Raw genomic sequence first — 20,669 nt, forward strand, 5'->3', positions numbered from 1 at the left:
TGATCGTCACGCGGGCCGAGTCGGGAGCGGCGTGGGGACGAGGGCGTCGCAGATCGGGCAGGTTGCGGCCCGCGCCCCCTCAGGTCAGTTGTTCGCGATGAAGTCGGTGACCAGCCGGTTGAACTCGTCGGCGTGCTCGATCATCGCCCAGTGCCCGCAGCGGTTGAGCAGCACCAGCCGGCTGTCCGGGATGTTGGCCAGCAGGAACAGGGAGGTCTCGAACGACACGACGCGGTCGTCGCGGCCGTGGATGAGCAGGGTCGGGACCTGGATCTTCGGCAGCAGCTCGGGTTTGACCCACTTGGGGAGCGGGGCGCCCTTCGGCAGGCCGTCCACGTAGTTGCGCAGGTGGTCGGGGCGGGCGAGGGCGGCGTCCGAACGGGCCTGGCACAGCTCGGGGGTGGCGAACCGCGCCTTGTCGTAGACCATGATCTCGACGAGCCGGCGCATGTTCTCCGGGCTCGCCTCCCGGTACGCCTCGATCAGCACCTTCAGCCCCTCGGACGGGCCGTCGCCGGCGCCGAACAGCGTGGGGATCCGGCCGACCGGCGGCCCCATGGTGATCAGGTGCGAGATCCGGCCGGGGTGCTCGGTGGCCAACCGTAGCGAGGTCTGCCCGCCCATCGAGTTGCCGACGAACGCGGCCCGCTCGATGCCGAGGGCGTCCAGGAACTGGATCGCCGCCTCGACGTGGTCGAGCCGGTCGACGGTCGCCGGGTCCGACTCGCCCCAGCCGGGCATGTCGACGGCGTAGACGTGGAAGTGCTCGGCCAGCGCCTCGATGTTGCCGGCGAAGTTGCTCCATCCCGTGGCGCCCGGCCCGCTGCCGTGCAGCAGCACGACCGGACGGCCGGAGCCCGCCTCGTAGTAGCGCAGCTTCCAGTCCTTGGTGCGGACGGTGCGCGCGATGTCCTTGGCGTCGAGTGCCATCAGTGGTCCTCCCCGTTCGGCGCGGGCGCGGCGGCCAGCAGCCCGGCGACGACGCCCGGGGGACGGTGGCCCCAGCTGTGCAGCTTGTCGAGCGTCTTCACCTCCCACGTCGCGTCGTCGATGATCAGGCCGCCCCAGCCGTACTCCACGCTGAAGCCGGAGGGGGTGTGGACGTAGAAGCTGAACATGTGGTCGTTCGGATGCATCCCGAGCGTCATCTCGAACGGCTGCCTGGCGTCCATGCACCGGTCGTAGGCCAGGCCGACGTCGCGGATGTCGGTCACCTCGACCATGAAGTGGTGGGTCTTCTTCGGCGAGGGCAGGTCGCCGAAGGCCACGGTGTGGTGGCGGCCGTTGCAGTGCAGGAAGATCAGGTCGGCGACCACGCCCGGGGCCAGCTCCTCGACGATGACGTCGCTGACCTTGAAGCCGAGCAGGTCGATGTAGAAGTGCAGGTACTCCTCCCGGGAGACGCCGTGGGCCGGCAGCACCTGGTGCCCCGCGCCGCCGGCGCCCGTCACGAACCCGCCGAGCAGCTTCGCCGACTCGAACGGCGTGGCGGCGTCGGCCAGGCCGGTGACCAGCTCGACCCGGTTGCCCATGGGGTCGGCGGTGACGAAGACGCGCTCGACCTTGCGGGCGGCGGCGAGGGCGTCGTCGCCCTGGGTGACCTCGACGCCGGCCGCGCGGACCTTGTCCACCAGGGCGTCCAGCGCGGCGGCGTCGGAGACCTCGTAGCCGGTGGCCACCAGGTCGTCGGCGGGGCCGCCGGTGACGATCCAGCGGTGGGCCTTCTCGTCGGTGCGCAGGGTGAAGCCGCCGTCGGTCTTCTCGCCGAAGCGCATCCCCAGCAGCTCGACGGCGAAGTGCTCCCAGTCGGCGAGGTCGCTGACCTCGTAGACGACGTAACCGAGCTCCTTGACTCCGGACATCTCTGTTCTCCTCTCGGTAAGCCGTTTAGGCGGGCACGGCCAGGCCGCTGACGTCGGCCGCGGCGACGAACTTGTCGGGACGGACGGCCACGGCGCGGGCGCCGTACCTGCGCAGCCAGGGCAGCAGGACCTCGTCGAGGTCGACCAGCTCCTCCGGCCCCTGCGTGTAGGCGGTCTTCGGCCGTACCACGAGGTAGCGGGCGCCGAGCGCGTCCCAGCCGGCCCTCTCCTCCGCCGTCAGCAGGGTCGCCGGGTCGACGTCGTCGCCGAGCAGCACGAAGCCGTCGCCGAGCAGGTCGTCCAGGCGGGCCATCCGGCCCGTGGCGTCGCCGGCGACCGGCTGCGGGACCATCCGGCCGACGATGCTGGCGTCGCCCAGCGGCCCCCTGATCCAGCCGCCTTCGAGGACGGGCGGCGCGGTGAGCGGCGGCTCGTACGGCGTGACCGTGTCCTGGGGGACGGCGTTCATCGCGGCCTGCTCCTCCTCGGACAGCTCCTGCTTGATGACCCGTCCGAGCTGGACCGCGAGGCCGGTGTAGAAGGCGGTGTTCGGACGCCGTTCGGCCTCGTAGGTGTCCAGCCAGCTCTCGGGCAGCTCGCCCCTGATCACGCGGGCGAGCTTCCAGCCCAGGTTGTGGGCGTCGCGCATGCCGGACTGCATCCCGGCGCCGGCCCACGGCGGCATCAGGTGGGCCGCGTCCCCGGCCAGGAACACCCGGCCCTGGCGCCAGGTGTCGCACATCCGGACGTGGTGCTTGTAGAAGGCGTGCCGGTGGATCTCGACGTCCTGCTCGGTGACGCCCAGCGCCTTCAGCAGCGGCCAGACCTCGGCGCTGGTCGGGTAGTCCGCGGGGGACTCCTCCGGCTTGAGCGGGATCTCCCACCGGTGGTTGCCGGCCGAGAGCGCGATGTCGACGACCGGCCGCTCCTTGTCCGACCAGAACGTCAGGAAGTCCCGGTCGGGCCACCAGCGCTTGACCCGGCAGTCGATGACCACCCAGGTGACGTCGTTGGTGTCGCCCAGCAGGCGGCAGCCCACCTCGCCGCGGATCGTGCTGGCGCCGCCGTCGGCGGCGATCGCGTACCGGGCGCGGGTGGTGCGCGTCCGACCGGTCGCGGTGTCGGTGAAGGTGACGGTGACGCCGTCGTCGTCCTGGGCGATCCCCGTGACGTCGGCGCCGTAGTGGACGGTGACGCGGTCGCCGTGGTCCTGCGCGGCCGCGCGCAGCTCGGCCTCCATGGTCGGCTGGTAGATGTTGTAGAAGCGCGCCTTGCGGCCCAGCGTCGAGGGCGGGTACTCGATCCGCATGATCTCCCGGCCACCGTAGGTGACCCAGCGCAGGGCCCGCTGGGGGTCGATCTTCTTCTCGATCCGCTCGTCGATGCCCAGGTCCTGGAAGATCCGCATCGTCCAGTCGTTGACGGTCACGGCCCGTGCCCGGGGGTAGATGTCCGTGTCCCGTTCCAGGGCGACGGCGGACACGCCGTACCTGGCGAGGGTGAGCGCGGCGATCACGCCGGTCGGGCCGTACCCGACGATCGCGACGTCCGCGTCGTAGCTGTCGGTCATGCGCTGACTCCGTTCTCGGCCGCCGGGGATCCGAAGCGGCACTTTTGGACCAAACGTTCGGTCCAATCGTGAGGAGACTAACAACGACCTGCGGCGACGTGTCAAGACCTGTTCACGAACCGGTTACCCGCATCGCGGCCGGACCGCCGGACGAGCCGTCGTCCCGGGGTCCATAGAATTCGGCTGGTGGAGAAGTCGGCGCGGGAGGCGCACACCGGAAACAGCCGCGGCCGCCGGTCCCGGCAGGAGATCCTCGACGCGGCCGCGCGGGTGATGTCCGTACGCGGCTACGCCGGGACGTCGATCTCGACGCTCGTGAAGGAGACGGGCCTGCCCAAGAGCGCCTTCTACCACCACTTCGAGTCCAAGGCGGGGCTGCTGTCGGCCGTCATGGCCCAGGGGGCGCGGGGCTTCTTCGCGGCCATGCGCGAGGCCCACCGCGACCCGCCGGCCGGCGGCACCCCCCGCGAACGCCTGGGCTGGTACCTGCGCCGGACCGGCGAGGTCTTCGTGCACCGCGAGGAGTTCCTCCGCCTGCTGCTGGTGCTGGTGATGAGCAACGAGGCCGCCGAGGCCCCGGAGGCGATGCGGACCGTCATCGACGTCCGCGCCGAGGGCCGCGACCTCATGCGGCACATGATCCGCTCGTCGTTCGCCGGCGCGGGCGAGGGCGAGGGCGAGGGCGAGGAGGCCGCGGACGCGGTCGCGGACGCCCTCGCCCACTTCGGCATGGCCGGATTCGACGGCGCCTTCGTCTCGCTCCAGTCCGGGGACGGCAAGCCGATCGCGGAGTTCATGGACCAGCTCGCCGACGCCCTGGTGGCGATCGGCGAGGCGCTGATCGCCGGCCGCCGGGGCGCGCCCGGCGGCTGACGGTCAGGCGGAGCGCTGCTCGCGCCCGGCGGCGAGCGTGAGGGCGATGTCGACGATCATGTCCTCCTGGCCGCCGACCAGCCGGCGGCGGCCGCACTCCATCAGGATGCCGCGCACGTCGACGCCGTACCGCGCGGCGGCGGCCTCCGCGTGCCGCAGGAACGACGAGTAGACGCCGGCGTACCCGAGGGTGAGCGTCTCCCGGTCGACCCGCACCGGACGGTCCTGCAACGGGCGGACGATGTCGTCCGCGGCGTCCTGGAGCTGGAACAGGTCGCACCGGTGCTCGAAGCCGGACAGGTCGGCGACCGCGACGAACGCCTCCAGCGGGCAGTTGCCCGCGCCCGCGCCGTGACCGGCCAGCGACGCGTCCACCCGGTAGACGCCGTTCTCGACCGCGACGACGGAGTTGGCGACCGACAGCGACAGGTTCTCGTGGGCGTGGATGCCGATCTCGGTCCCGGCGTCGAGCACGTCGCGGTACGCGCGGACCCGCGCGGCCACGTCGTTCATGGTGAGCCGGCCGCCGGAGTCGGTGACGTAGACGCAGTGCGCGCCGTAGGACTCCATGAGCTTGGCCTGCCGGGCCAGCTCCTCGGGCGGGGCCATGTGGGAGAGCATCAGGAACCCGGACACGTCCATGCCGATCTCGCGGGCCGCGGCGATGTGCTGGGCGGAGATGTCGGCCTCGGTGCAGTGCGTGGCGACCCGGACGGACCGCACGCCGAGGTCGTAGGCGCGCTTGAGCTCGTGGACGGTGCCGACGCCGGGCAGCAGCAGCGTGGTCAGGCGGGCGTTCTCCAGCACCGAGGCGGCCGCCTCGATCCACGCCCAGTCCGTGTGCGAGCCGGGACCGTAGTTGAGCGACCCGCCGGCCAGGCCGTCGCCGTGCGCGACCTCGATCGCGTCGACGCCTGCCCGGTCCAGCGCCGTGACGATGCGCTTGACGTCCTCCAGGCCGATGCGGTGGCGGACGGCGTGCATGCCGTCGCGCAGGGTGACGTCCTGGACGAAGATCGGGGTGGTCATCGAAGGCCCGCCTTCCGTGCGGCGACGCGTTCCGCGACCCGCAGGCCGGCGGAGGTCATGATGTCGAGGTTGCCGGCGTAGGCCGGGAGGTAGTGCGCGGCGCCCTCGACCTCGAGGAACACCGACACCTGGTGGGTGGGCCGCGCCGCGCCGGCGGCCAGCAGCGTCTCCACCGGCTGGTCGGCGGGCACCTCGGTGATCTGCACCTGCTGCTTGAGCCGGTAGCCGGGGACGTAGGCGGCGACGTCGGCGACCATCTTCTCGACCGACCGGCGGATCTCGTCGTGGACGGCCGGGTCCGGCGCCGCGACGAGGCACAGGACGGTGTCCCGCATGATCAGCCGCGGGTCGGCGGGGTTGAGGATGATGATCGCCTTGCCGCGGCGGGCCCCGCCGATCTGCTCGATGGCGGCCGAGGTGGTCTCGGTGAACTCGTCGATGTTGGCCCGGGTGCCGGGCCCGGCCGACTTCGAGGCGATGGACGCGACGATCTCGGCGTACTCGACCGGCGCCACCCGGCTGACGGCGGCGACGATCGGGATCGTGGCCTGGCCGCCGCAGGTGACCATGTTCACGTCGGGCGCGTCGAGATGCTCGTCGAGGTTGACGGCGGGGACGACGTAGGGGCCGATCGCCGCCGGGGTCAGGTCGATCAGCCGCTTGCCGAGCGGGAGCAGCTTGGCGGCGTTCACCTCGTGCGCCTTGGCCGAGGTGGCGTCGAAGACGATCCCGATCTCGTCGAAGCCCGGCAGCGCGATCAGGCCGTCGACGCCCTCGGCCGTCGTCGGGACGCCCATCCGGGCGGCGCGGGCCAGACCGTCGGACGCGGGGTCGATGCCGACCATGGCGCCCATCTCCAGGTGACGCGAGCCGCGCAACACCTTGATCATCAGGTCGGTGCCGATGTTGCCCGAGCCGATGATCGCGACCTTCGTCCTGCTCATGCTGCTGCTCCTTCGGTGAAGCGGACCGTCACCGTGCCGAGGCCGGACAGGGTGGCGGTGACGATGTCGCCGGCGGCGACCGGCCGCATCGGGCCGAGCGCGCCGGACAGGACGACCTGGCCCGCGCGCAGCGGCTCGCCGAGGTCGCGGGCCATGCGGGCCAGCCACACGACCGCCTCGATCGGGTCGCCCAGGCAGGCCGCGCCGGTGCCGGTGGAGACCTCCTCGGTGCCGATGCTCATCGACATCGCGACGTCCACCGGGTCGAACTCGTCGAGGGTGCGGCGTTCCGTGCCGAGGACGTAGGCGCCCGCGGAGGCGTTGTCGGCGACCGTGTCGCCGAAGGAGATGTCCCATCCGGCGATCCGGCTGCCGCAGATCTCCAGCGCGGCGACGGCGTACGCGATCGCGGCGCGAATCTGGGGGGCGTCGAGCGGGCCGTCGTCCAGGTCGGCGCCGAGCACGAACGCGATCTCCGCCTCGGCCCGCGGCTGGAGGATCCGGCCGACCGGGATCGCGTCGCCGTCGGCGTAGGCCATGTCCTCGAACAGCACGCCCAGGTCGGGCTGGTCGACGCCGAGCTGGCGTTGCACCGCCTCCGACGTCAGGCCGATCTTGCGTCCGGTGATCCGCGCGCCGGCGGCCAGCCGGGAGGCGGTCAGCGCGGCCTGGACGGCGTACGCGGCGGCCAGGTCGTCGCGGCCGATCAGATCCCGCACGGGGGCGCACGGCACGCCGGACGCGGCGGCGCCGGCCAGCCGCCCGGCCGCGGCGGCGATGTCGGACGGGCTCGCGGCGGCGGGCCCGTTGGTTTCGTTCATCCCCCCACTGTGCAGGCAGGATGCCGCCCCAACCAGCACATCGTCTCGTTCAGCGATACGCTGTGCCGGTGACCGATCGGCCCGACCTCGACACCGTGCTGGGCAAGGCGGTGACGATCCTGCGCGCCTTCCGGCCCGACGACCGGATCGTCAGCCTCGCCGAGCTGGTGCGGCGTACCGGCCTGCACAAGGCGACCGTCCACCGGCTGTCGGGCGATCTGGTCGCCAACCGCCTGCTCGACCGCGCCGACGGCGGCTACCGGCTCAGCCGCGGCCTGTTCGAGCTCGGCATGCTCGCCTCGCTCGAACGCAGCCTGCTCGAACTGGCGATGCCGTTCCTCCAGGACCTCTACGAACGCACCCACGAGACCGTGCACCTCGGCGTGCGCGAGGGGCACGACGTCGTCTACGTCGCCAAGATCGGCGGCCACCGCCAGGCCAGGGCGCCCTCGCGCACCGGCGGCCGGATGCCGCTCCACTGCACCGCGATCGGCAAGGCGCTGCTCGCCTACGCCGGGCCCGACCTGCGGCGCGAGGTGCTGACCGGGCCGCTGGAACGGCGTACGCCGCACACCGTCGTCGTGCCGAGCATCCTGCGCGGCCAGTTGCGGCGCGTCACGGAGACCGGGGTCGCGTTCGAGGCGGAGGAGTCGGCCGTCGGGCTGGTGTGCGTCGCCGCGCCGGTGCTGGGGCGCGGCGACGAGCCGCTCGCCGCGATCAGCGTGGCCGGCCCGACCGGCCGGTTCCGGCCCGAGGGGCACGTGGCCGCGGTGCGCGCGGCGGCGGCCGCGCTCGGCAGCACGCTCACCCGGCGCGACCTCCTCCGCTGAGGCGACAGCCCAGCCGGGGGCGCACCGGCGTCTCAGAGGGCGCGACCTTCTCCGATCAACCGGTGGCTCAGAGGGCGCGGCTGATCGCGTCGGCCGCGGCCGTGAGCGCGGCGACGAGGGGTTTGATCTCCTTCGGGGAGTAGCGGACGCTGGGCATCGAGATCGACAGCGCCGCGCCGGTCGTGCCGTCGCGGCCCTTCACCGGGCAGCCCACCGCGACCACGCCCCGCTCGGTGCGCTCCAGGTTGAGCGCGACCCCGCTGTGCCGGACGGACCGCAGGTCCCGCCGCAGCCGCGCCAGGTCGGGCAGCTCCTCGGCCGGGTCGCCCCGGTCGCCGGGGGCGTAGAGCTGCGCCAGCTCCTCGTCGGAGAGGGCCGCCAGCGCCACCAGGCCGCCGGTGGCCTGGTGGGCCGGGAAGACCATGCCTTCGCGGCTGCCCACCCGCAGGGCCTGCCCGCACTCGACCGAGGCGATGAAGCGCACGTTGCGCCCGGTGCGGATGCTGAGGTTCACCGTCTCGTCGATCCGGTCCACCAGCGCCCGCATCTCGCCGAGTGCCGCCGCCCGCAGCGCGCCGACGTCGGACTGCGCGCGCTCGGCCAGCGCGAGGACCGGGCCCACCCGGTAGCTGCGGTCGTCGTTCTGCACCGCGAAATCGCGGTAGACCAGCGCGGTCAGCAGCCGGTGGGCCGTGGAGCGGGCCACGCCGAGCCGCTCGGCGGCGGCCGAGACGGTGATCACCCCGTCGAGCTGGAGGATCTGGGCGAGCCGCAGGGCATGGTCGACGCTGGTGGGCGCGTAGGCCGGCGGGGTCTTCATGGGCTTGGCCATAAAACCGATCCTGGCACATGAATTCCGCTGTGCAGAATCCTCTTTTCCAGCCCGGCCGCCTGCGCGGATAGTCGGGGCCATGCCCCACGTGAACGCCGGCGGCTCGCCGGTCAAGATCGCCGCCGTGGACCGGCCGGACCAGCCCTCGCTCAGCCCCGAGCTGGAGGACCTCTACCGAGGCTTCGAGAAGGCGCTGCTCGTCCCGTTGTGGACGGAGATCGGCGACCTGATGCCGCCGCACCCGCGCTCCAGCGCACAGCCGCACCGGTGGGAGTGGGGCACGCTGCTCGACCTCGCCGGCCGCGCCGGTGAACTGGTCCCGGTCGGCCGCGGCGGTGAGCGCCGGGCGATCGCGCTGGCCAACCCCAGCCTGGGCGGCAAGCCGTACGCGACGCCGACCCTGTGGGCCGCGATCCAGTACCTGATGCCCGGCGAGAACGCCCCCGAGCACCGGCACAGCCAGAACGCCTTCCGCTTCGTCGTCGAGGGCGAGGGCGTGTGGACCGTGGTCGAGCGCGACCCGGTGCCGATGCGCCGCGGCGACTTCCTCCCCCAGCCCGGCCTGCACTGGCACGCCCACCACAACGCGGCCGACACGCCCATGGCCTGGATCGACGGGCTGGACATCCCGTTCCAGTACGGCGTCGAGGCGCAGTTCTTCGACTTCGGCCGGGACACCCTCACCGAGGAGGAGCACGCCACCCCCGGCCGTTCGCGCGCCGAACGGCTCTGGGGGCACCCCGGCCTGGCCCCGGTCTCCCAGCTCCGCCGGCACGAGGGCACGCCGTTGCTCTGCTACCGCTGGACCGACACCGACGCCGCGCTGACCGACCAGCTCGCGCTGGAGCGGGAGGGGCACGCGGGCCCGATCGAGCCCGGCCACGCCCTGGTCCGCTACATCGACCCGACGACCGCCGGCGACGTGCTGCCGACGATCCGGGCGCAGTTCCACCGGATCACGACGGGCGTGCAGACCGCGCCGTACCGGGAGACCGGCTCGTCGGTCTACCAGGTCTTCGACGGGTCCGGCCAGGTCACCGTCGGCGACCGGTCGTGGCGGGTGAGCCGCGGCGACCTGTTCGTCGTGCCGTCCTGGCAGCCGCTGTCGATCCGCTCGGAGGCGTCGGCCTCCGACTCCGACTCCGGCGCGCTCGACCTGTTCCAGTTCAGCGACGCCCCGATCTTCACCAGGCTCGGCCTGTACCGCAGCCACACCGAGGAGAACAGCCGATGAAGCTCGCCACCGTCCGTCTGGACGACCACCGCACCGCCGCCGTCCGCGTCGAGGGCGACGAGCTCGTCGAGCTGGGCCGGGCCGACGTCGGCGCGGTGCTGGCCGCGCCCGGCGGCCTGGAGGAGGCCGCGGCGGCCGACGGCCCGCGCCACCCGCTCGCCGGCGCCGACCTCGCCCCGGTCGTGCCGCGGCCGAGCAAGGTCGTCTGCGTGGGGCTGAACTACCAGAACCACATCAAGGAGATGGGCCGCGACCTGCCCGAGTACCCGACGCTCTTCGCCAAGTTCGCCGACACCCTGATCGGCGCCGCGGACGACATCCGGCGTCCGGCGGAGACCGACCAGTTCGACTGGGAGGCCGAGCTGGCCGTGGTCATCGGCCGGCCGGTGCGGCGGGCGGACGAGGAGCAGGCGGTCGCCGCGATCGCCGGGTTCACCGTGCTCAACGACGTCACCTGCCGGGACTGGCAGTTCCGGACCCGGGAGTGGCTGCAGGGCAAGAACTGGGACTCCACCACCCCGATCGGCCCGTTCCTGGTCACCGCGGACGAGACCGGCCCGCGGCCGGCGCTCGACGTCCGCTGCGAGGTCGACGGCCGGGTGATGCAGTCGGACAACACCGGGGACCTGCTCTTCGACCCGGTCCACCTGGTCCGCTACGTCTCGACGATGGTCCGCCTCAACCCGGGCGACGTGATCGCGACCGGCACGCCGGGCGGCGTCGGCCACGCCCGCAGGCCGCCGGTCTTCCTGCGCGGCGGCGAGCTCGTCGTGACCGAGATCGAAGGGCTCGGCAGGCTGGAGAACCGCGTCGTCGGCGAGGGCGCGTGATGGCGCGCGACCTGGCCACCACGCTCGCGTGGGTCGAGACGGGGACCGGCCTGTGCGCGTCGGCGATCGCCGGTCTGTCCGAGCGCGAGTACGACGCCGCGTCGGCCCTGCCCGGCTGGACGCGCAGGCACGTCGTGGCGCACCTGGCGGCGAACGCCGAGGCGATCGGCAACCTGGTCCGCTGGGCGCGCACCGGCGAGCCGACCCCGATGTACGCCTCCCCGCAGGCGCGCGCCGCCGGGATCGAGCGCGGCGCCCTGCTGGACGCCGTCGAGCTGGGCCGGTGGTTCACCGAGTCGGCCGCGACGCTGGCCACCGCCATGGCGGCACTGCCCGAGGAGGCGTGGCGGGCCGAGGTGGTGACCGCGCAGGGACGGACCGTGCCGGCGAGCGAGATCCCCTGGATGCGCAGCCGGGAGGTCATGGTGCACGCGGTGGACCTGGCCACCGGGCTCACCTTCGCCGACCTGCCCGACGGCTTCCTGCGGGAGCTGCGGGCGGACATCCGCGCCAAGCGCGGCCCCGGCGCGGTGCCCGACGTCGAGGGGTCGCTGCCCGACGTGACCGCCTACCTGGCCGGACGCCCGGCGGGCGGAGTGACCGCCGCCGGCGGCGGACGCCCACCGACCCTGCCTCCGTGGCTGTGACGAGAAGGAAGATCCTATGGGCCCCCTCCCCTCCACCCGTGCCGACGTGATCGTCGTCGGGGGCGGCATCGGCGGTCTGTCCGCCGCCCTCGCCCTGGTCCGCCAGGGCCTGCGGGTCCGGGTGTACGAGCAGGCCGCGGCGTTCGGCGAGGTCGGCGCGGGCCTGCAGCTCGCCCCGAACTGCACCCGCATCCTGGACCGCTACGGCCTGCTGGCCGAGGCGTCCGCGCTCGGCGTGCTGCCCGAGACCATGGTCATGAAGGACGCCCTGGACGCCACCGAGCTGACCCGGCTCGACCTGCGCGACGTCGAACGCCGCTACGGCTACCCCTACCTGGTGATCCACCGCAGTGACCTGCACGGCCTCCTGCTGCGCGCCTGCGAGCGGGCGGGCGTCGAGCTGCTCACCGACGCCCGTTGCACGTGGTACGAGAACGTCGGCGGCGGCGCCCGCGTGCGGTTCGCCGACGGCGTGGTGGACGAGGCGGACGTGGTGATCGCCGCCGACGGCCTGCACTCGATCGCCCGCGAACTGCTGGTCCAGGACGAGCCGGTGAACTCCGGATATGTCGCCTACCGCTGCGCGGTGCCGTTCGAGCAGGTCGCCGGCAACGACGTCCAGGACAAGGACGTCGTCGTGTACGTCGGCCCGCGCTGCCACTTCGTGCAGTACCCGCTGCGCGGCGCGGAGACGTTCAACCAGGTCGCCGTGTTCGAGTCGCCGAAGGCGCTGGCCGGCCAGGACGACTGGGGCACCCCCGACGAGCTGGACGCGGCGTTCGCGGGAACCTGCGACCAGGTCCAGCGGGGCCTGCCGCTGATGTGGCGCGACCGGTGGTGGCGGATGTTCGACCGCGACCCGATCATGACCTGGGTCACCGGGCGGATCGCGCTGCTCGGCGACGCCGCGCACCCGCCGCTGCAGTACATGGCGCAGGGCGCGATCATGGCGATCGAGGACGGCTGGGTGCTCGGTGAGCACGTCGCCGCCCAGCGCGCCGAGGGCGGACCGGTCGTGGACTGGGACCGGGCGCTGGCCGCCTACGAGGCGGTACGGCCCGAGCACTGCCGCCGGGTGGTCGGCACGGCGCGGGCGTGGGGCGCGTTGTGGCACCTGGAGGGCGTCCGGAGACTGCAGCGCAACGCCCTGCTGCGGGAGCGCGACGTCCATGACTACGCGTTCGTGGACTGGATCTTCGGCCCGACGGCCCTGACCCCCGAGGACGAGCCGGAGATGTTCCGCCCGATCCCCCTGGACTCCGCGCCGCTGTGAGCGTCAGGTCGCCAGGCCCCGGCGGTAGGCGTAGACCACCGCCTGCACGCGGTCCCGCAGGCCGAGTTTGGCCAGGATGCGGGACACGTACGTCTTGACGGTCTCGTGACTGATCACCAGCGTGGCGGCGATCTCGCTGTTGGACCGGCCGTCGGCGATCAGGCGCAGCACCTCCAGCTCGCGCGGGGTCAGCGCGGTCTCCCCCGACGGCGGCTCGGCCGGACGGATGCGGGCCGCGTACCGGCCGACCAACCGGCGCGTCACCTCGGGGGCCAGCAGCGCGGCGCCCGAGGCGACGGTGCGGATGCCGTGCAGGAGCTGCGCCGGCGGGGCGTCCTTGAGCAGGAAGCCGCTGGCCCCCGCGCGCAGCGCCTCGTAGACGTACTCGTCGAGGTTGAACGTGGTCACCACGAGCACCTTGACCGGGTCGTCGACCCCCGCGCCGGCCAGCAGCCGGGTGGCCTCGATGCCGCCGAGCACCGGCATGCGCACGTCCATGACGACGAGGTCGGGCCGCAGCCGGCGGGCGAGCTCCACCGCGGCGCGGCCGTCGCCGCACTCCCCCACGACCTCCAGGTCCGGCTGGGCGTCGATGATCGTCGCGAAGCCGGTGCGGATCAGCGCCTGGTCGTCGCAGACCAGGACCCGGATCGGCGCGCTCACGACGGGCCGCCCGCGGGGACGCGGGCCCGCACCACGAAGGCGCCGCCCGCCTGCCGGCCGGCGCTGAACTCGCCGCCGAGGGCGTCCACCCGCTCGCGGAGCCCGGCCAGGCCCCGCCCGCTCCCGCCGGGAGCGGCGGCCCTGGAGCCGGGCCCGTGGGTGCTGACCACCACGCTGATCTCCTTCTCGCCGTGACGCACCCGGACCGCGGTCGGGCTGCCGTGGGCGTGTTTCAGGGCGTTCGTCAGGGCCTCCTGGACGACCCGGTAGGCGACGAACTCGGCGCTGCCCGCCGGTTCCGCCCGGCTGCCCTCCTCGGCGAACTCCACCGGCTGCCCCGCCCGGCGGGTCCGCTCCACGAGGGTGTGCAGGTCGGCGGCGGACGGCAGGCCGTCGGGGTCGTGATCGGCCTTGAGCAGGTCGAGCATGTGCCGCAGGTCGGCGATGGCCCGGCGGCCGGTGTCGGTGACGGCGGTCAGCGTCGCGTCGAGCCGTTCCGGGACGGCGGTCAGGTAGCGGGCGGCCTCGGCCTGCACCACCATCGCCGTCACGTGGTGGGTCACGACGTCGTGCAGCTCGCGGGCGATCCGGGTGCGTTCGGCGGCGCGGGTGGCCTCGGCGACGTGGCGGCGGCGTTCCTCCTCGGCGGCCCGGGTCGACCGCAGCCAGGCGCCGATGCCCCAGGTGAGGGTCAGCGCCAGGTAGAACACCACGTACCCCTCGACCCGCTCGTCCGCGCCGAGCCGGTCCAGCGCGAGGGCCAGCGGCACGTACGCCAGCGACAGGAGGACCACGGTGGCGCGCCGGAAACGCTCCAGATGGGCGCCCGCGCTGATGAGCGCGACGGGCAGCACGTTGCTCGCGAACAGGTGGTAGGCGCGCAGCTGGTCGAGGACGAAGCCGATCGACACCAGCACGAGGCACACCGCCGGCCACCGCCGCCGGACGGCGAGCGGCAGGCACTCCAGGGCGATCGCCACCACGGCCACCCCGTCGAAGGGACGGGCGGGCAGGTCGCCCACCTGCGTGCCCTTGTCGTGCAGGCCCGGCAGGAGCGACGCGACGGCCACCAGCAGCCCGAACGGCAGGTCCCGGACCACGACGTCGCACCGCCGCCACACCTCCGTGGCCCGCCGCAGATCGATCACCGGGCGAGCGTAGCGGGCCCGCGGCCGTGCGGGCGCCGATAAGCCTGCTTTGTCCCCCGTGCGAGCTACCGGGGAATGTCCACCGTGCGGTGACGATCCCGGCGCCGCCCGGTCCGTAACGTTGCGGGGCGGCCACGGCGTCCCGCCGGCCCTTTCCCGCTCGTACCCCCGCCGTGCGCATCGCCTTCGCGGCGGCCGGCTCACTGGAGGACCTCATGCTCGCCAAGATCAGGACACCCCTCGCGGCCGCGCTGTGCTGCGTCGGTCTCGGCGCGGGGGTGGCCGGCTGCGACGGCGACGCGATGGAGAACTGGGACCCCTTCGCCGCCTCCACGCCCTCCGCGCAGGCGTCCGCGGCCACGCCGATCTCCGGCACCGAGAAGATCACCGTGGCGGGCCGGTCGGTGCACGTGTCCTGCTCGGGCGAGCCGGTCGAGGGCGGCCCGGTCGTCGTCCTGATGCACGGCGGCGGCGACGGGCTGGACAAGATGGCGTCCCTGCAGAAGACGTTGAGCGGCAGGCACCGGGTCTGCTCCTACGACCGGCTCGGCGCGGGCAGGAGCGACCAGCCGGACGGCCCGCAGGACCTCGCCGCGAGCGGCCGGATCCTGACCGGCGTGCTCGACCGCGTCGCCGGGAAGGCCCCGGTCGTCCTGGCCGGTCACTCGCTGGGCGGGCTGATCGCCGCCCGGTACGCCCCCGACCACCAGGACAGGGTCAAGGGGCTGGTCCTGCTGGACGCCACCCCGCCCACCATGATGAGCGACATCGAGAAGGCGATCCCCAAGTCCGCCGAGGGCCCGGCCGCCGAGCTGCGCGCGCAGAACCTGGCGATCTTCCAGGGGCAGAACCCGGAGAAGCTCGTCATTCCCGACGGCCCGGTCCGCTCCGCCGGTGACATCCCGGTCGAGGTCGTCCGGCACGGCAAGCCGTACCTGGAGGCCCTGCCCGAGTACGGGCCGCGCCTGGAGCGGGCGTGGGCGGCGGGCCAGCGCAAGTGGCTGGCGCTGTCCGGCCGCAGCAGGCTGAGCACGGCCGCGGCCAGCGGGCACTACATCTACGTCGACGAGCCCGTCGTCGCCGTCGAGGCCGTCGACCGCGTCACCGGGCAGGCGCGGGGCCGGTGATCCGGCCGGTCGCGGAGACCTGATAGAAGGCTGGATCATGACAGCAGCGTTCATCAGGTTCGTCCCTGACGATGTCGACGACCTGGTCGCCTTCCTGACCGGCGAGGACTGGCCCTTCCACGTCGGACGGCCGCAGGCCGAGGCCGTCCGGCGGCGGGCCGCCGACGGGCACTACGACGACGCCGACGAACGGACCTTCTGGGTGGTCTCCGAGGGCGAGCGGGCCGGGTTGATCAGGTTGCAGGACCTCGCCGACGACGAGCCCGTCTTCGACCTGCGCATCAGGGCCGCCCACCGGGGGCGCGGGCTCGGCGGCCAGGCGGTGCGCTGGCTGACCGGCCACCTGTTCGCCGAGCTGCCGGGGATCACCCGGATCGAGGGCACCACCCGGCAGGACAACCTGGCCATGCGTGCCGTCTTCCGCGGCGCGGGCTACGTGAAGGAGGCGCACTACCGCCGGGCCTGGCCGGGCCGCGACGGACGCCGGTACGACTCGGTCGCCTACGGAATCCTGCGCTCGGACTGGGAGACCGGCGAGGTCACGCCGGTGGCATGGGAGGACGAGCCCCGCCCCTGACGGTCACGGCAGACGGTGGCGAGGAGACGCCGCCGTCGTGATCGCCGAACGAGCGGCGGTAGGCGGCGGGCGTGGTGTGCACCAGGGCGTGGAAACGTCTGCGGAGGTTGGTGGCCGAGGACAGGCCGACCCTGGCCGCGATCGTCTCCACGGGGAGGTCGGTCTCCTCCAGCAGGGCCCGCGCCGCCGAGACGCGCTGCTGGAGCAGCCACCGGCCGGGGCTGACGCCGAGCTGGCCGGCGAACCTGCGGGCCAGGGTCCGCGGGGAGACCCCGGCCCGTGCGGCGAGGTCGTCGAGGGTGAGGGGCTCGGCCAGCCGTTCGGCGGCCCAGTCGAGGAGCGGCGCGAGCGACTCCGGCCGGCGGTCTGCGGGGGGCGCGGCGCTGTACTGCAGCTGGCCGCCCTCCCGGTGCGGCGGCATGACCATGTGGCGGGCGATGTGCGCGGCGTAGGCCGCGCCGTGGTCGGCGCGGGCCAGGTGCAGGCACAGGTCGATGCCCGCGGCGGTGCCGGCGCTGGTGGCGAGGTCGCCCAGGTCGATGTACAGCGTGTCGGGTTCGACCTGTACGTCGGGAAAGCGGTCCGCGAGCTCGGCGGCGAGCCGCCAGTGGGTGGTCGCCCTGCGGTGATCGAGCAGTCCGGTCCCGGCGAGCAGGAAGGCTCCCGAACAGATCGCGACGATCCGGGCGCCGCGCCGATGGGCCCGCCGGATCGCGTCGACCACGGCGGGCGGCGCCGGGTCGTCGCGGCGGTGCCATCCGGGGATCACCACCGTGTCGGCGGCCTCCAGCGCGGACAGGCCGGCGCCGACCGCCATGTCGTACCCGGCCAGGGTCGGCACGGCGCCCGGACGTTCGGCGCACACCTGGAACGAGTAGCGGGCGGGCAGGCCCGGCCGGCGCACGCCGAAGACCTCCGCCGCGCACGCCAGCTCGAACGTGGACTGCGGCGGCAGGACCAGCGCCACCACTCGCTGAACGGTCATGGCAGGAAAATACCGCTGCACGTCAATCCAGACACTGGGCGGGGGACGGCGTCCGCCGCGACGATGGGGGCATGACGCAAGACGCGAACGACGTCCAGATCCTGCACGTCGAAGAGGTGGAAGCCGTCGAGGTCGTCCCCGGGATCGTCCGGCGAAGGCTGCCCGCCACCGACCGGGCCCGCGGCTGGATGTACGACTTCGCCCCGGGCACCGAATGGCCCGAGGTGGACGTGCACGACGGCGAGGAACGCTACTACGTGATCTCGGGCGAGTTCATCGACCGGGGGCACCGGCTCGGGCCGGGCAGTTACGTCGTGTTCGCGCCGGGCAGCACCCATCGCCCGCGCACCGAGACGGGCGCCCGCATGCTGGGCATCAGCATCCTCACCCCGTAGGGACGCCGAAGGCCGGCGGACGGCGTCAGTCGCGCGGACGGCGGACGCGGGGAACGGGCTGGCCGCGGCGGGCGGCCTCGGCCTCCAGCCGCTTCCTCAGCAGCCTGCCCTGGCCGAGGAACGAACGGCTGCGCTCCCGGCGGCTCCCCGCGAGGCTCCAGTCGTTGAGCGCCCGCTCGACCCGCACGCTCAGCCGGTCGCCCGCGCCGGTGGCCCGGCCGACCAGCACGACGTTCTCCTGCCACTCCATGGCCGGGCCGTGCCGGTGGAAGGTCAGGCACACCGGCCCGTCGGCCGCCTGGACGCCCGCGGGCAGCCACAGGTCGAAACCCGCCTCCGTCCGTACGGCCGAGCGGGCGGGCACGGCCAGCGGCATGCCGTCGGCCACCATGGTGACGACGGGCTCGCCCAGGCGGGCGGCGCGGCCGGCGAACGGCCGCCAGTCCGCCGGCGGGGCCGACCGGCTCGGCAGCCGGGGGCCGGTGGGGGCGGGGTCGGAGGCGGGCGCGGCGACGTCCGGGGGGCCCGTCCAGATCTCGGGCGTCCTGGACAGGTCGCCCTCGGGCCACCAGACGATCCGCTCGGGGGTGACCTCCACCCAGATGCGGGCGAAGTACCAGCTCAGCCGCCTCACCAGGAACCACGGCATCCCGGCGAACCCGGCGCCGGTCTTGGCCAGCGACTCGCGCACGTACCGGTCGGTGCCGGCCTGCAGGTCCGCGTCGCGCACGGCCGCCCGGCCCTGCACCAGGACGACGGGCGCCCGGTCCGGGCCGCCGTCCTCCGCGCCGGAGCACAGCAGCGCGACGCGCGGGTCCCGGCGGGCGCGCTCGGCCTTGTCCGGGTAGGTGAGCCCGGTGCTGACGTCGAGCGTGCCGCCCGCGCCGGCGTACGGCGTGACGGGCCAGGTGACGGGGCGGCCGTCGCGGGTGAGCGAGGCGTACGCGCAGACCAGGGCGCGGCCGAAGACCTCGGTCGCCCGGCGCGGCGAGACGGTGGGTGCGGACGCGGTCATCACGGCTCCAGGATCAGGTCGGCGGGGGTGGTGCCGTACAGGCGGGTGAAACGCCGCCGGTAGGCCGGCCACCAGAACAGGCGGAACATCAGCCGGGCCACGACCGGCAGATCCGCGTACGACGTCGCGAGCAGGCGGGCGTCGGCGCTGGAGGCGAGCCAGCCGAGGATGACGGGGACCCGGCGGCGGCCGAAGTCGTCCATCGCCTGGCGCCGGTCGGCCTCGACGTCGGCGGGGGTGAGGTGGGCGAGCATGAGCGGCACGGCGACCCGCTCCTCGTGGTCGAGGTGCTCGTTGACGAGCTCGTGCAGCCGCCGCAGGACGGGCGCGCGCCCGGCCAGGGGCGTCCCGCGGTCGGCGGCGGCCTCGATCAGCGGGTCCAGCACGGAGTGCTCGGACTCCAGCTCGGCCAGCGCGTCCGCCGCCTGCGGGGCGCGGCCGGTGAGCTTGGGCCACAGGGTGGCGTCCTCGTGCGAGTGGTGGGCGTGCAGCATGTCCAGCACGAGCGCGAGCTGCTCCGCCAGCAGCTCCTCGTGCGCGTCGTCACGCGGGTCGCCGCACGCCTCGGCCAGGCGGCCGAACTCGGCGCGGAAACCGGCGTGCATCATCAGGAAGCCGGTCAGGTGTTCTGGTGTGATCATCAGTCTGTTCCCTCACGTGTCGGGAACAGCGTGCGCGCCGGGCCTCTACGTGCACTTGGCGAGGGCTTGGCGGGCCCTTGTCAGCCAGTAGGCCGCACCCGCCCGCTCCAGCTGGCGCACCGCCTCGCGCAGGTGGGTCCGCGCCCCCTCGCGGTCGCCGAGCGCCAGCAGCGCCTCGCCCAGGTGGCCGTCGTACGCGCCGTCGACGGTGGTGCAGGCGCCGGTCACGTGCAGCAGCCCGGCGAACGGGCGGAACGCGTCGTAGACCTCCCGGACGACGTCCGCCTCGCCGAGCCGGATCGCCGCGTGCAGCCGGCACATGGCGGCCATCGCCCAGTGGTAGTCGCGCGGTGGCATGGGCGTCTCGCGCAGGATCCGCCGGGCGCGCTCGTGCTCGCCCAGCTCCGCCAGCGCGTACGCCAGGGCGTAGGCGGGCCCCGGCAGGCCGGTGTGCCGGGCCATCTCCTCGATCCAGGCCGCCTCCTCGCCCAGGCGCTCCTCCTGGATGATCGTCTCGGCCCGTCCGGCGAACATGCTGAGCTCGAAGTAGGCCAGGTCGGCGAACGACAACATCGCCCTGACGGGCTCGAAGTGCCGGGCCGGGTCGGGGACGCCCTGGAACAGGTCGAGCCCCACGTTCGCCACCGCGGCCTGCAGCGCCAGCGTGGGATGGTGCAGGTCGCGCAGCAGCGTGCCGATCTCCGCCAGCAGGTCGCGGGCCTGGGACACTCTGCCGTGCTCCACGTGGTGGCAGACGAGGTGCAGCTGCGCGATCACCGTGAGCTGAGGTGACAGGCCGGGCTCGGCCAGCAGGCGGCGGGCGGTCCCGGCGCGCTCCTCGACGAAGTCCTGTCCCTGCAGCGCGATGAGCCTCAGGTGCAGGACGCGCCGCAGCAGGGCGGGGTCGTCCAGGCGCTCGGCCGCGGCCACGGCCCGCGAGGAGACCGCGCCGATCTCGTCCTCGCGGCCGGTCTGGGCGAGCACGACGGCCCTGACGGCCTGCGCCGTCGCCCAGGCAGGGGTGGACGGCGGCAGCTCGCGCGCGGCCCGGTCCGCCGCGTCGCGTACGGCGGCCACGTCGACGCCGTACCGGAAGGGCACCCAGATGCCGTGGCCCATCGCGATGTCGGCGGCTCTGACGGCTCTGCCCAGGTCGTCGCCGGCCATGGCGAGCGCCTGCTCGACCGCCTCGTAGCCCTCGTCGAACCGGCCGGCGGCGTAGCGGCTCTCCGCCAGCCCGACGGCCAGCTCGAACCGCTCGGCCGCGCTCGCGCCGGCCGGCTCGGCGGCCGCCAGCGCCTCCTGCCAGGACACCGCCGCGTCGTCGGGCGCGTGCCGGCGCAGCGCCGCCCGCGCCCGGGTTCTGCTGGATG

21 protein-coding genes and 1 pseudogene are annotated in these 20,669 nt (G+C 73.9%); 9 read left to right on the forward strand and 13 right to left on the reverse strand.

Annotated features, from left to right (window positions below; all coding sequences use genetic code 11):
- Window positions 1–84 precede the first annotated feature (84 nt).
- From ABT158_RS44375 to ABT158_RS44385, 3 genes are read right to left on the reverse strand one after another with little or no spacing between them, the layout of a single operon-like run.
- A complete protein-coding gene (locus ABT158_RS44375; RefSeq protein ID WP_352364318.1) occupies window positions 85–930 on the reverse strand; it encodes an alpha/beta fold hydrolase in 846 nt (281 codons plus the stop codon).
- Window positions 930–1,862: a VOC family protein gene (locus ABT158_RS44380; protein WP_352364320.1), complete on the reverse strand. Its 933-nt coding sequence runs from the start codon at window positions 1,860–1,862 to the stop codon at window positions 930–932. Before ABT158_RS44380 ends, ABT158_RS44375 begins: the two co-directional genes overlap by 1 nt.
- Before the next feature lie 25 nt (window positions 1,863–1,887).
- Window positions 1,888–3,432 (reverse strand): bifunctional 3-(3-hydroxy-phenyl)propionate/3-hydroxycinnamic acid hydroxylase, encoded by a 1,545-nt coding sequence (locus ABT158_RS44385; protein WP_352364322.1) that lies wholly within the window; start codon window positions 3,430–3,432, stop codon window positions 1,888–1,890.
- Between the two features lie 186 nt (window positions 3,433–3,618).
- Here ABT158_RS44385 and ABT158_RS44390 point away from each other — a divergent pair, with 186 nt between their 5' ends.
- The gene (locus ABT158_RS44390) at window positions 3,619–4,305 is read left to right on the forward strand and encodes a TetR/AcrR family transcriptional regulator (RefSeq protein WP_352364324.1); all 687 of its coding nucleotides are present in this window, start codon (window positions 3,619–3,621) and stop codon (window positions 4,303–4,305) included.
- Between the two features lie 3 nt (window positions 4,306–4,308).
- Here ABT158_RS44390 and dmpG read toward each other — a convergent pair whose 3' ends face one another.
- The 3 genes from dmpG to ABT158_RS44405 are packed head-to-tail and all read right to left on the reverse strand — an operon-like array spanning window position 4,309 to window position 7,099.
- Window positions 4,309–5,334 (reverse strand): 4-hydroxy-2-oxovalerate aldolase, encoded by a 1,026-nt coding sequence (dmpG, locus tag ABT158_RS44395; RefSeq protein ID WP_352364326.1) that lies wholly within the window; start codon window positions 5,332–5,334, stop codon window positions 4,309–4,311.
- Window positions 5,331–6,278 (reverse strand): acetaldehyde dehydrogenase (acetylating), encoded by a 948-nt coding sequence (locus tag ABT158_RS44400; protein ID WP_352364328.1) that lies wholly within the window; start codon window positions 6,276–6,278, stop codon window positions 5,331–5,333. The genes dmpG and ABT158_RS44400 overlap by 4 nt, the downstream gene beginning before the upstream one ends.
- On the reverse strand, window positions 6,275–7,099 hold the full coding sequence (locus tag ABT158_RS44405; protein ID WP_352364330.1) for a 2-keto-4-pentenoate hydratase: 825 nt from the start codon (window positions 7,097–7,099) through the stop codon (window positions 6,275–6,277). The genes ABT158_RS44400 and ABT158_RS44405 overlap by 4 nt, the downstream gene beginning before the upstream one ends.
- A gap of 68 nt (window positions 7,100–7,167) precedes the next feature.
- Here ABT158_RS44405 and ABT158_RS44410 point away from each other — a divergent pair, with 68 nt between their 5' ends.
- Complete coding sequence (locus ABT158_RS44410; protein WP_352364332.1) at window positions 7,168–7,929, forward strand: IclR family transcriptional regulator; 762 nt, start codon at window positions 7,168–7,170, stop codon at window positions 7,927–7,929.
- A gap of 67 nt (window positions 7,930–7,996) precedes the next feature.
- Here the strand turns inward: ABT158_RS44410 and ABT158_RS44415 are convergent, their stop codons facing one another.
- On the reverse strand, window positions 7,997–8,761 hold the full coding sequence (locus ABT158_RS44415) for an IclR family transcriptional regulator (protein ID WP_352364334.1): 765 nt from the start codon (window positions 8,759–8,761) through the stop codon (window positions 7,997–7,999).
- A gap of 79 nt (window positions 8,762–8,840) precedes the next feature.
- Here ABT158_RS44415 and ABT158_RS44420 point away from each other — a divergent pair, with 79 nt between their 5' ends.
- From ABT158_RS44420 to ABT158_RS44435, 4 genes are read left to right on the forward strand one after another with little or no spacing between them, the layout of a single operon-like run.
- Window positions 8,841–9,995, forward strand: coding sequence for a cupin domain-containing protein (locus ABT158_RS44420; protein ID WP_352364336.1), 1,155 nt, complete (start codon window positions 8,841–8,843; stop codon window positions 9,993–9,995).
- Window positions 9,992–10,825, forward strand: a complete 834-nt coding sequence (locus ABT158_RS44425) for a fumarylacetoacetate hydrolase family protein (protein ID WP_352364338.1) — start codon at window positions 9,992–9,994, stop codon at window positions 10,823–10,825. The genes ABT158_RS44420 and ABT158_RS44425 overlap by 4 nt, the downstream gene beginning before the upstream one ends.
- Window positions 10,825–11,472, forward strand: coding sequence for a maleylpyruvate isomerase family mycothiol-dependent enzyme (locus tag ABT158_RS44430; protein WP_352364340.1), 648 nt, complete (start codon window positions 10,825–10,827; stop codon window positions 11,470–11,472). Before ABT158_RS44425 ends, ABT158_RS44430 begins: the two co-directional genes overlap by 1 nt.
- Before the next feature lie 16 nt (window positions 11,473–11,488).
- Window positions 11,489–12,745, forward strand: coding sequence for an FAD-dependent monooxygenase (locus ABT158_RS44435; protein WP_352364342.1), 1,257 nt, complete (start codon window positions 11,489–11,491; stop codon window positions 12,743–12,745).
- A gap of 3 nt (window positions 12,746–12,748) precedes the next feature.
- Here ABT158_RS44435 and ABT158_RS44440 read toward each other — a convergent pair whose 3' ends face one another.
- Together ABT158_RS44440 and ABT158_RS44445 are read right to left on the reverse strand one after the other, a co-directional pair.
- Window positions 12,749–13,408 (reverse strand): response regulator, encoded by a 660-nt coding sequence (locus ABT158_RS44440; protein ID WP_352364344.1) that lies wholly within the window; start codon window positions 13,406–13,408, stop codon window positions 12,749–12,751.
- Window positions 13,405–14,556: a sensor histidine kinase gene (locus ABT158_RS44445; protein WP_352364346.1), complete on the reverse strand. Its 1,152-nt coding sequence runs from the start codon at window positions 14,554–14,556 to the stop codon at window positions 13,405–13,407. Before ABT158_RS44445 ends, ABT158_RS44440 begins: the two co-directional genes overlap by 4 nt.
- Window positions 14,557–14,729: 173 nt before the next feature.
- On the opposite strand from ABT158_RS44445, the gene ABT158_RS44450 reads away from it, so the two are divergent.
- Window positions 14,730–15,683: an alpha/beta fold hydrolase gene (locus ABT158_RS44450; protein ID WP_352364348.1), complete on the forward strand. Its 954-nt coding sequence runs from the start codon at window positions 14,730–14,732 to the stop codon at window positions 15,681–15,683.
- A 37-nt stretch (window positions 15,684–15,720) separates the two neighbouring features.
- Complete coding sequence (locus ABT158_RS44455; protein WP_352364350.1) at window positions 15,721–16,260, forward strand: GNAT family N-acetyltransferase; 540 nt, start codon at window positions 15,721–15,723, stop codon at window positions 16,258–16,260.
- On the opposite strand, the gene ABT158_RS44460 is transcribed toward ABT158_RS44455, so the two are convergent.
- On the reverse strand, window positions 16,223–17,245 hold the full coding sequence (locus ABT158_RS44460; protein WP_352364352.1) for a helix-turn-helix domain-containing protein: 1,023 nt from the start codon (window positions 17,243–17,245) through the stop codon (window positions 16,223–16,225). The two genes, ABT158_RS44455 and ABT158_RS44460, sit on opposite strands and share 38 nt — an antisense overlap.
- A 71-nt stretch (window positions 17,246–17,316) precedes the next feature.
- On the opposite strand from ABT158_RS44460, the gene ABT158_RS44465 reads away from it, so the two are divergent.
- Window positions 17,317–17,640 carry a cupin domain-containing protein gene (locus tag ABT158_RS44465; protein ID WP_352364354.1) on the forward strand — a complete coding sequence of 108 codons (324 nt, stop codon included), beginning with the start codon at window positions 17,317–17,319 and terminating at the stop codon, window positions 17,638–17,640.
- A 25-nt stretch (window positions 17,641–17,665) separates the two neighbouring features.
- Here ABT158_RS44465 and ABT158_RS44470 read toward each other — a convergent pair whose 3' ends face one another.
- From ABT158_RS44470 to ABT158_RS44480, 3 genes and pseudogenes are all read right to left on the reverse strand, one after another.
- Window positions 17,666–18,655, reverse strand: a complete 990-nt coding sequence (locus ABT158_RS44470; RefSeq protein ID WP_352364356.1) for a pyridoxamine 5'-phosphate oxidase family protein — start codon at window positions 18,653–18,655, stop codon at window positions 17,666–17,668.
- The gene (locus ABT158_RS44475) at window positions 18,655–19,296 is read right to left on the reverse strand and encodes a hemerythrin domain-containing protein (RefSeq protein ID WP_352364358.1); all 642 of its coding nucleotides are present in this window, start codon (window positions 19,294–19,296) and stop codon (window positions 18,655–18,657) included. The genes ABT158_RS44470 and ABT158_RS44475 overlap by 1 nt, the downstream gene beginning before the upstream one ends.
- Window positions 19,297–19,341: 45 nt before the next feature.
- A pseudogene (locus tag ABT158_RS44480) lies at window positions 19,342–20,669 on the reverse strand (hypothetical protein); the annotation flags it as partial.

Origin of the sequence: Nonomuraea sp. NPDC001636, assembly GCF_040298265.1 — a bacterium.
Taxonomy (GTDB): Bacteria; Actinomycetota; Actinomycetes; order Streptosporangiales; family Streptosporangiaceae; genus Nonomuraea.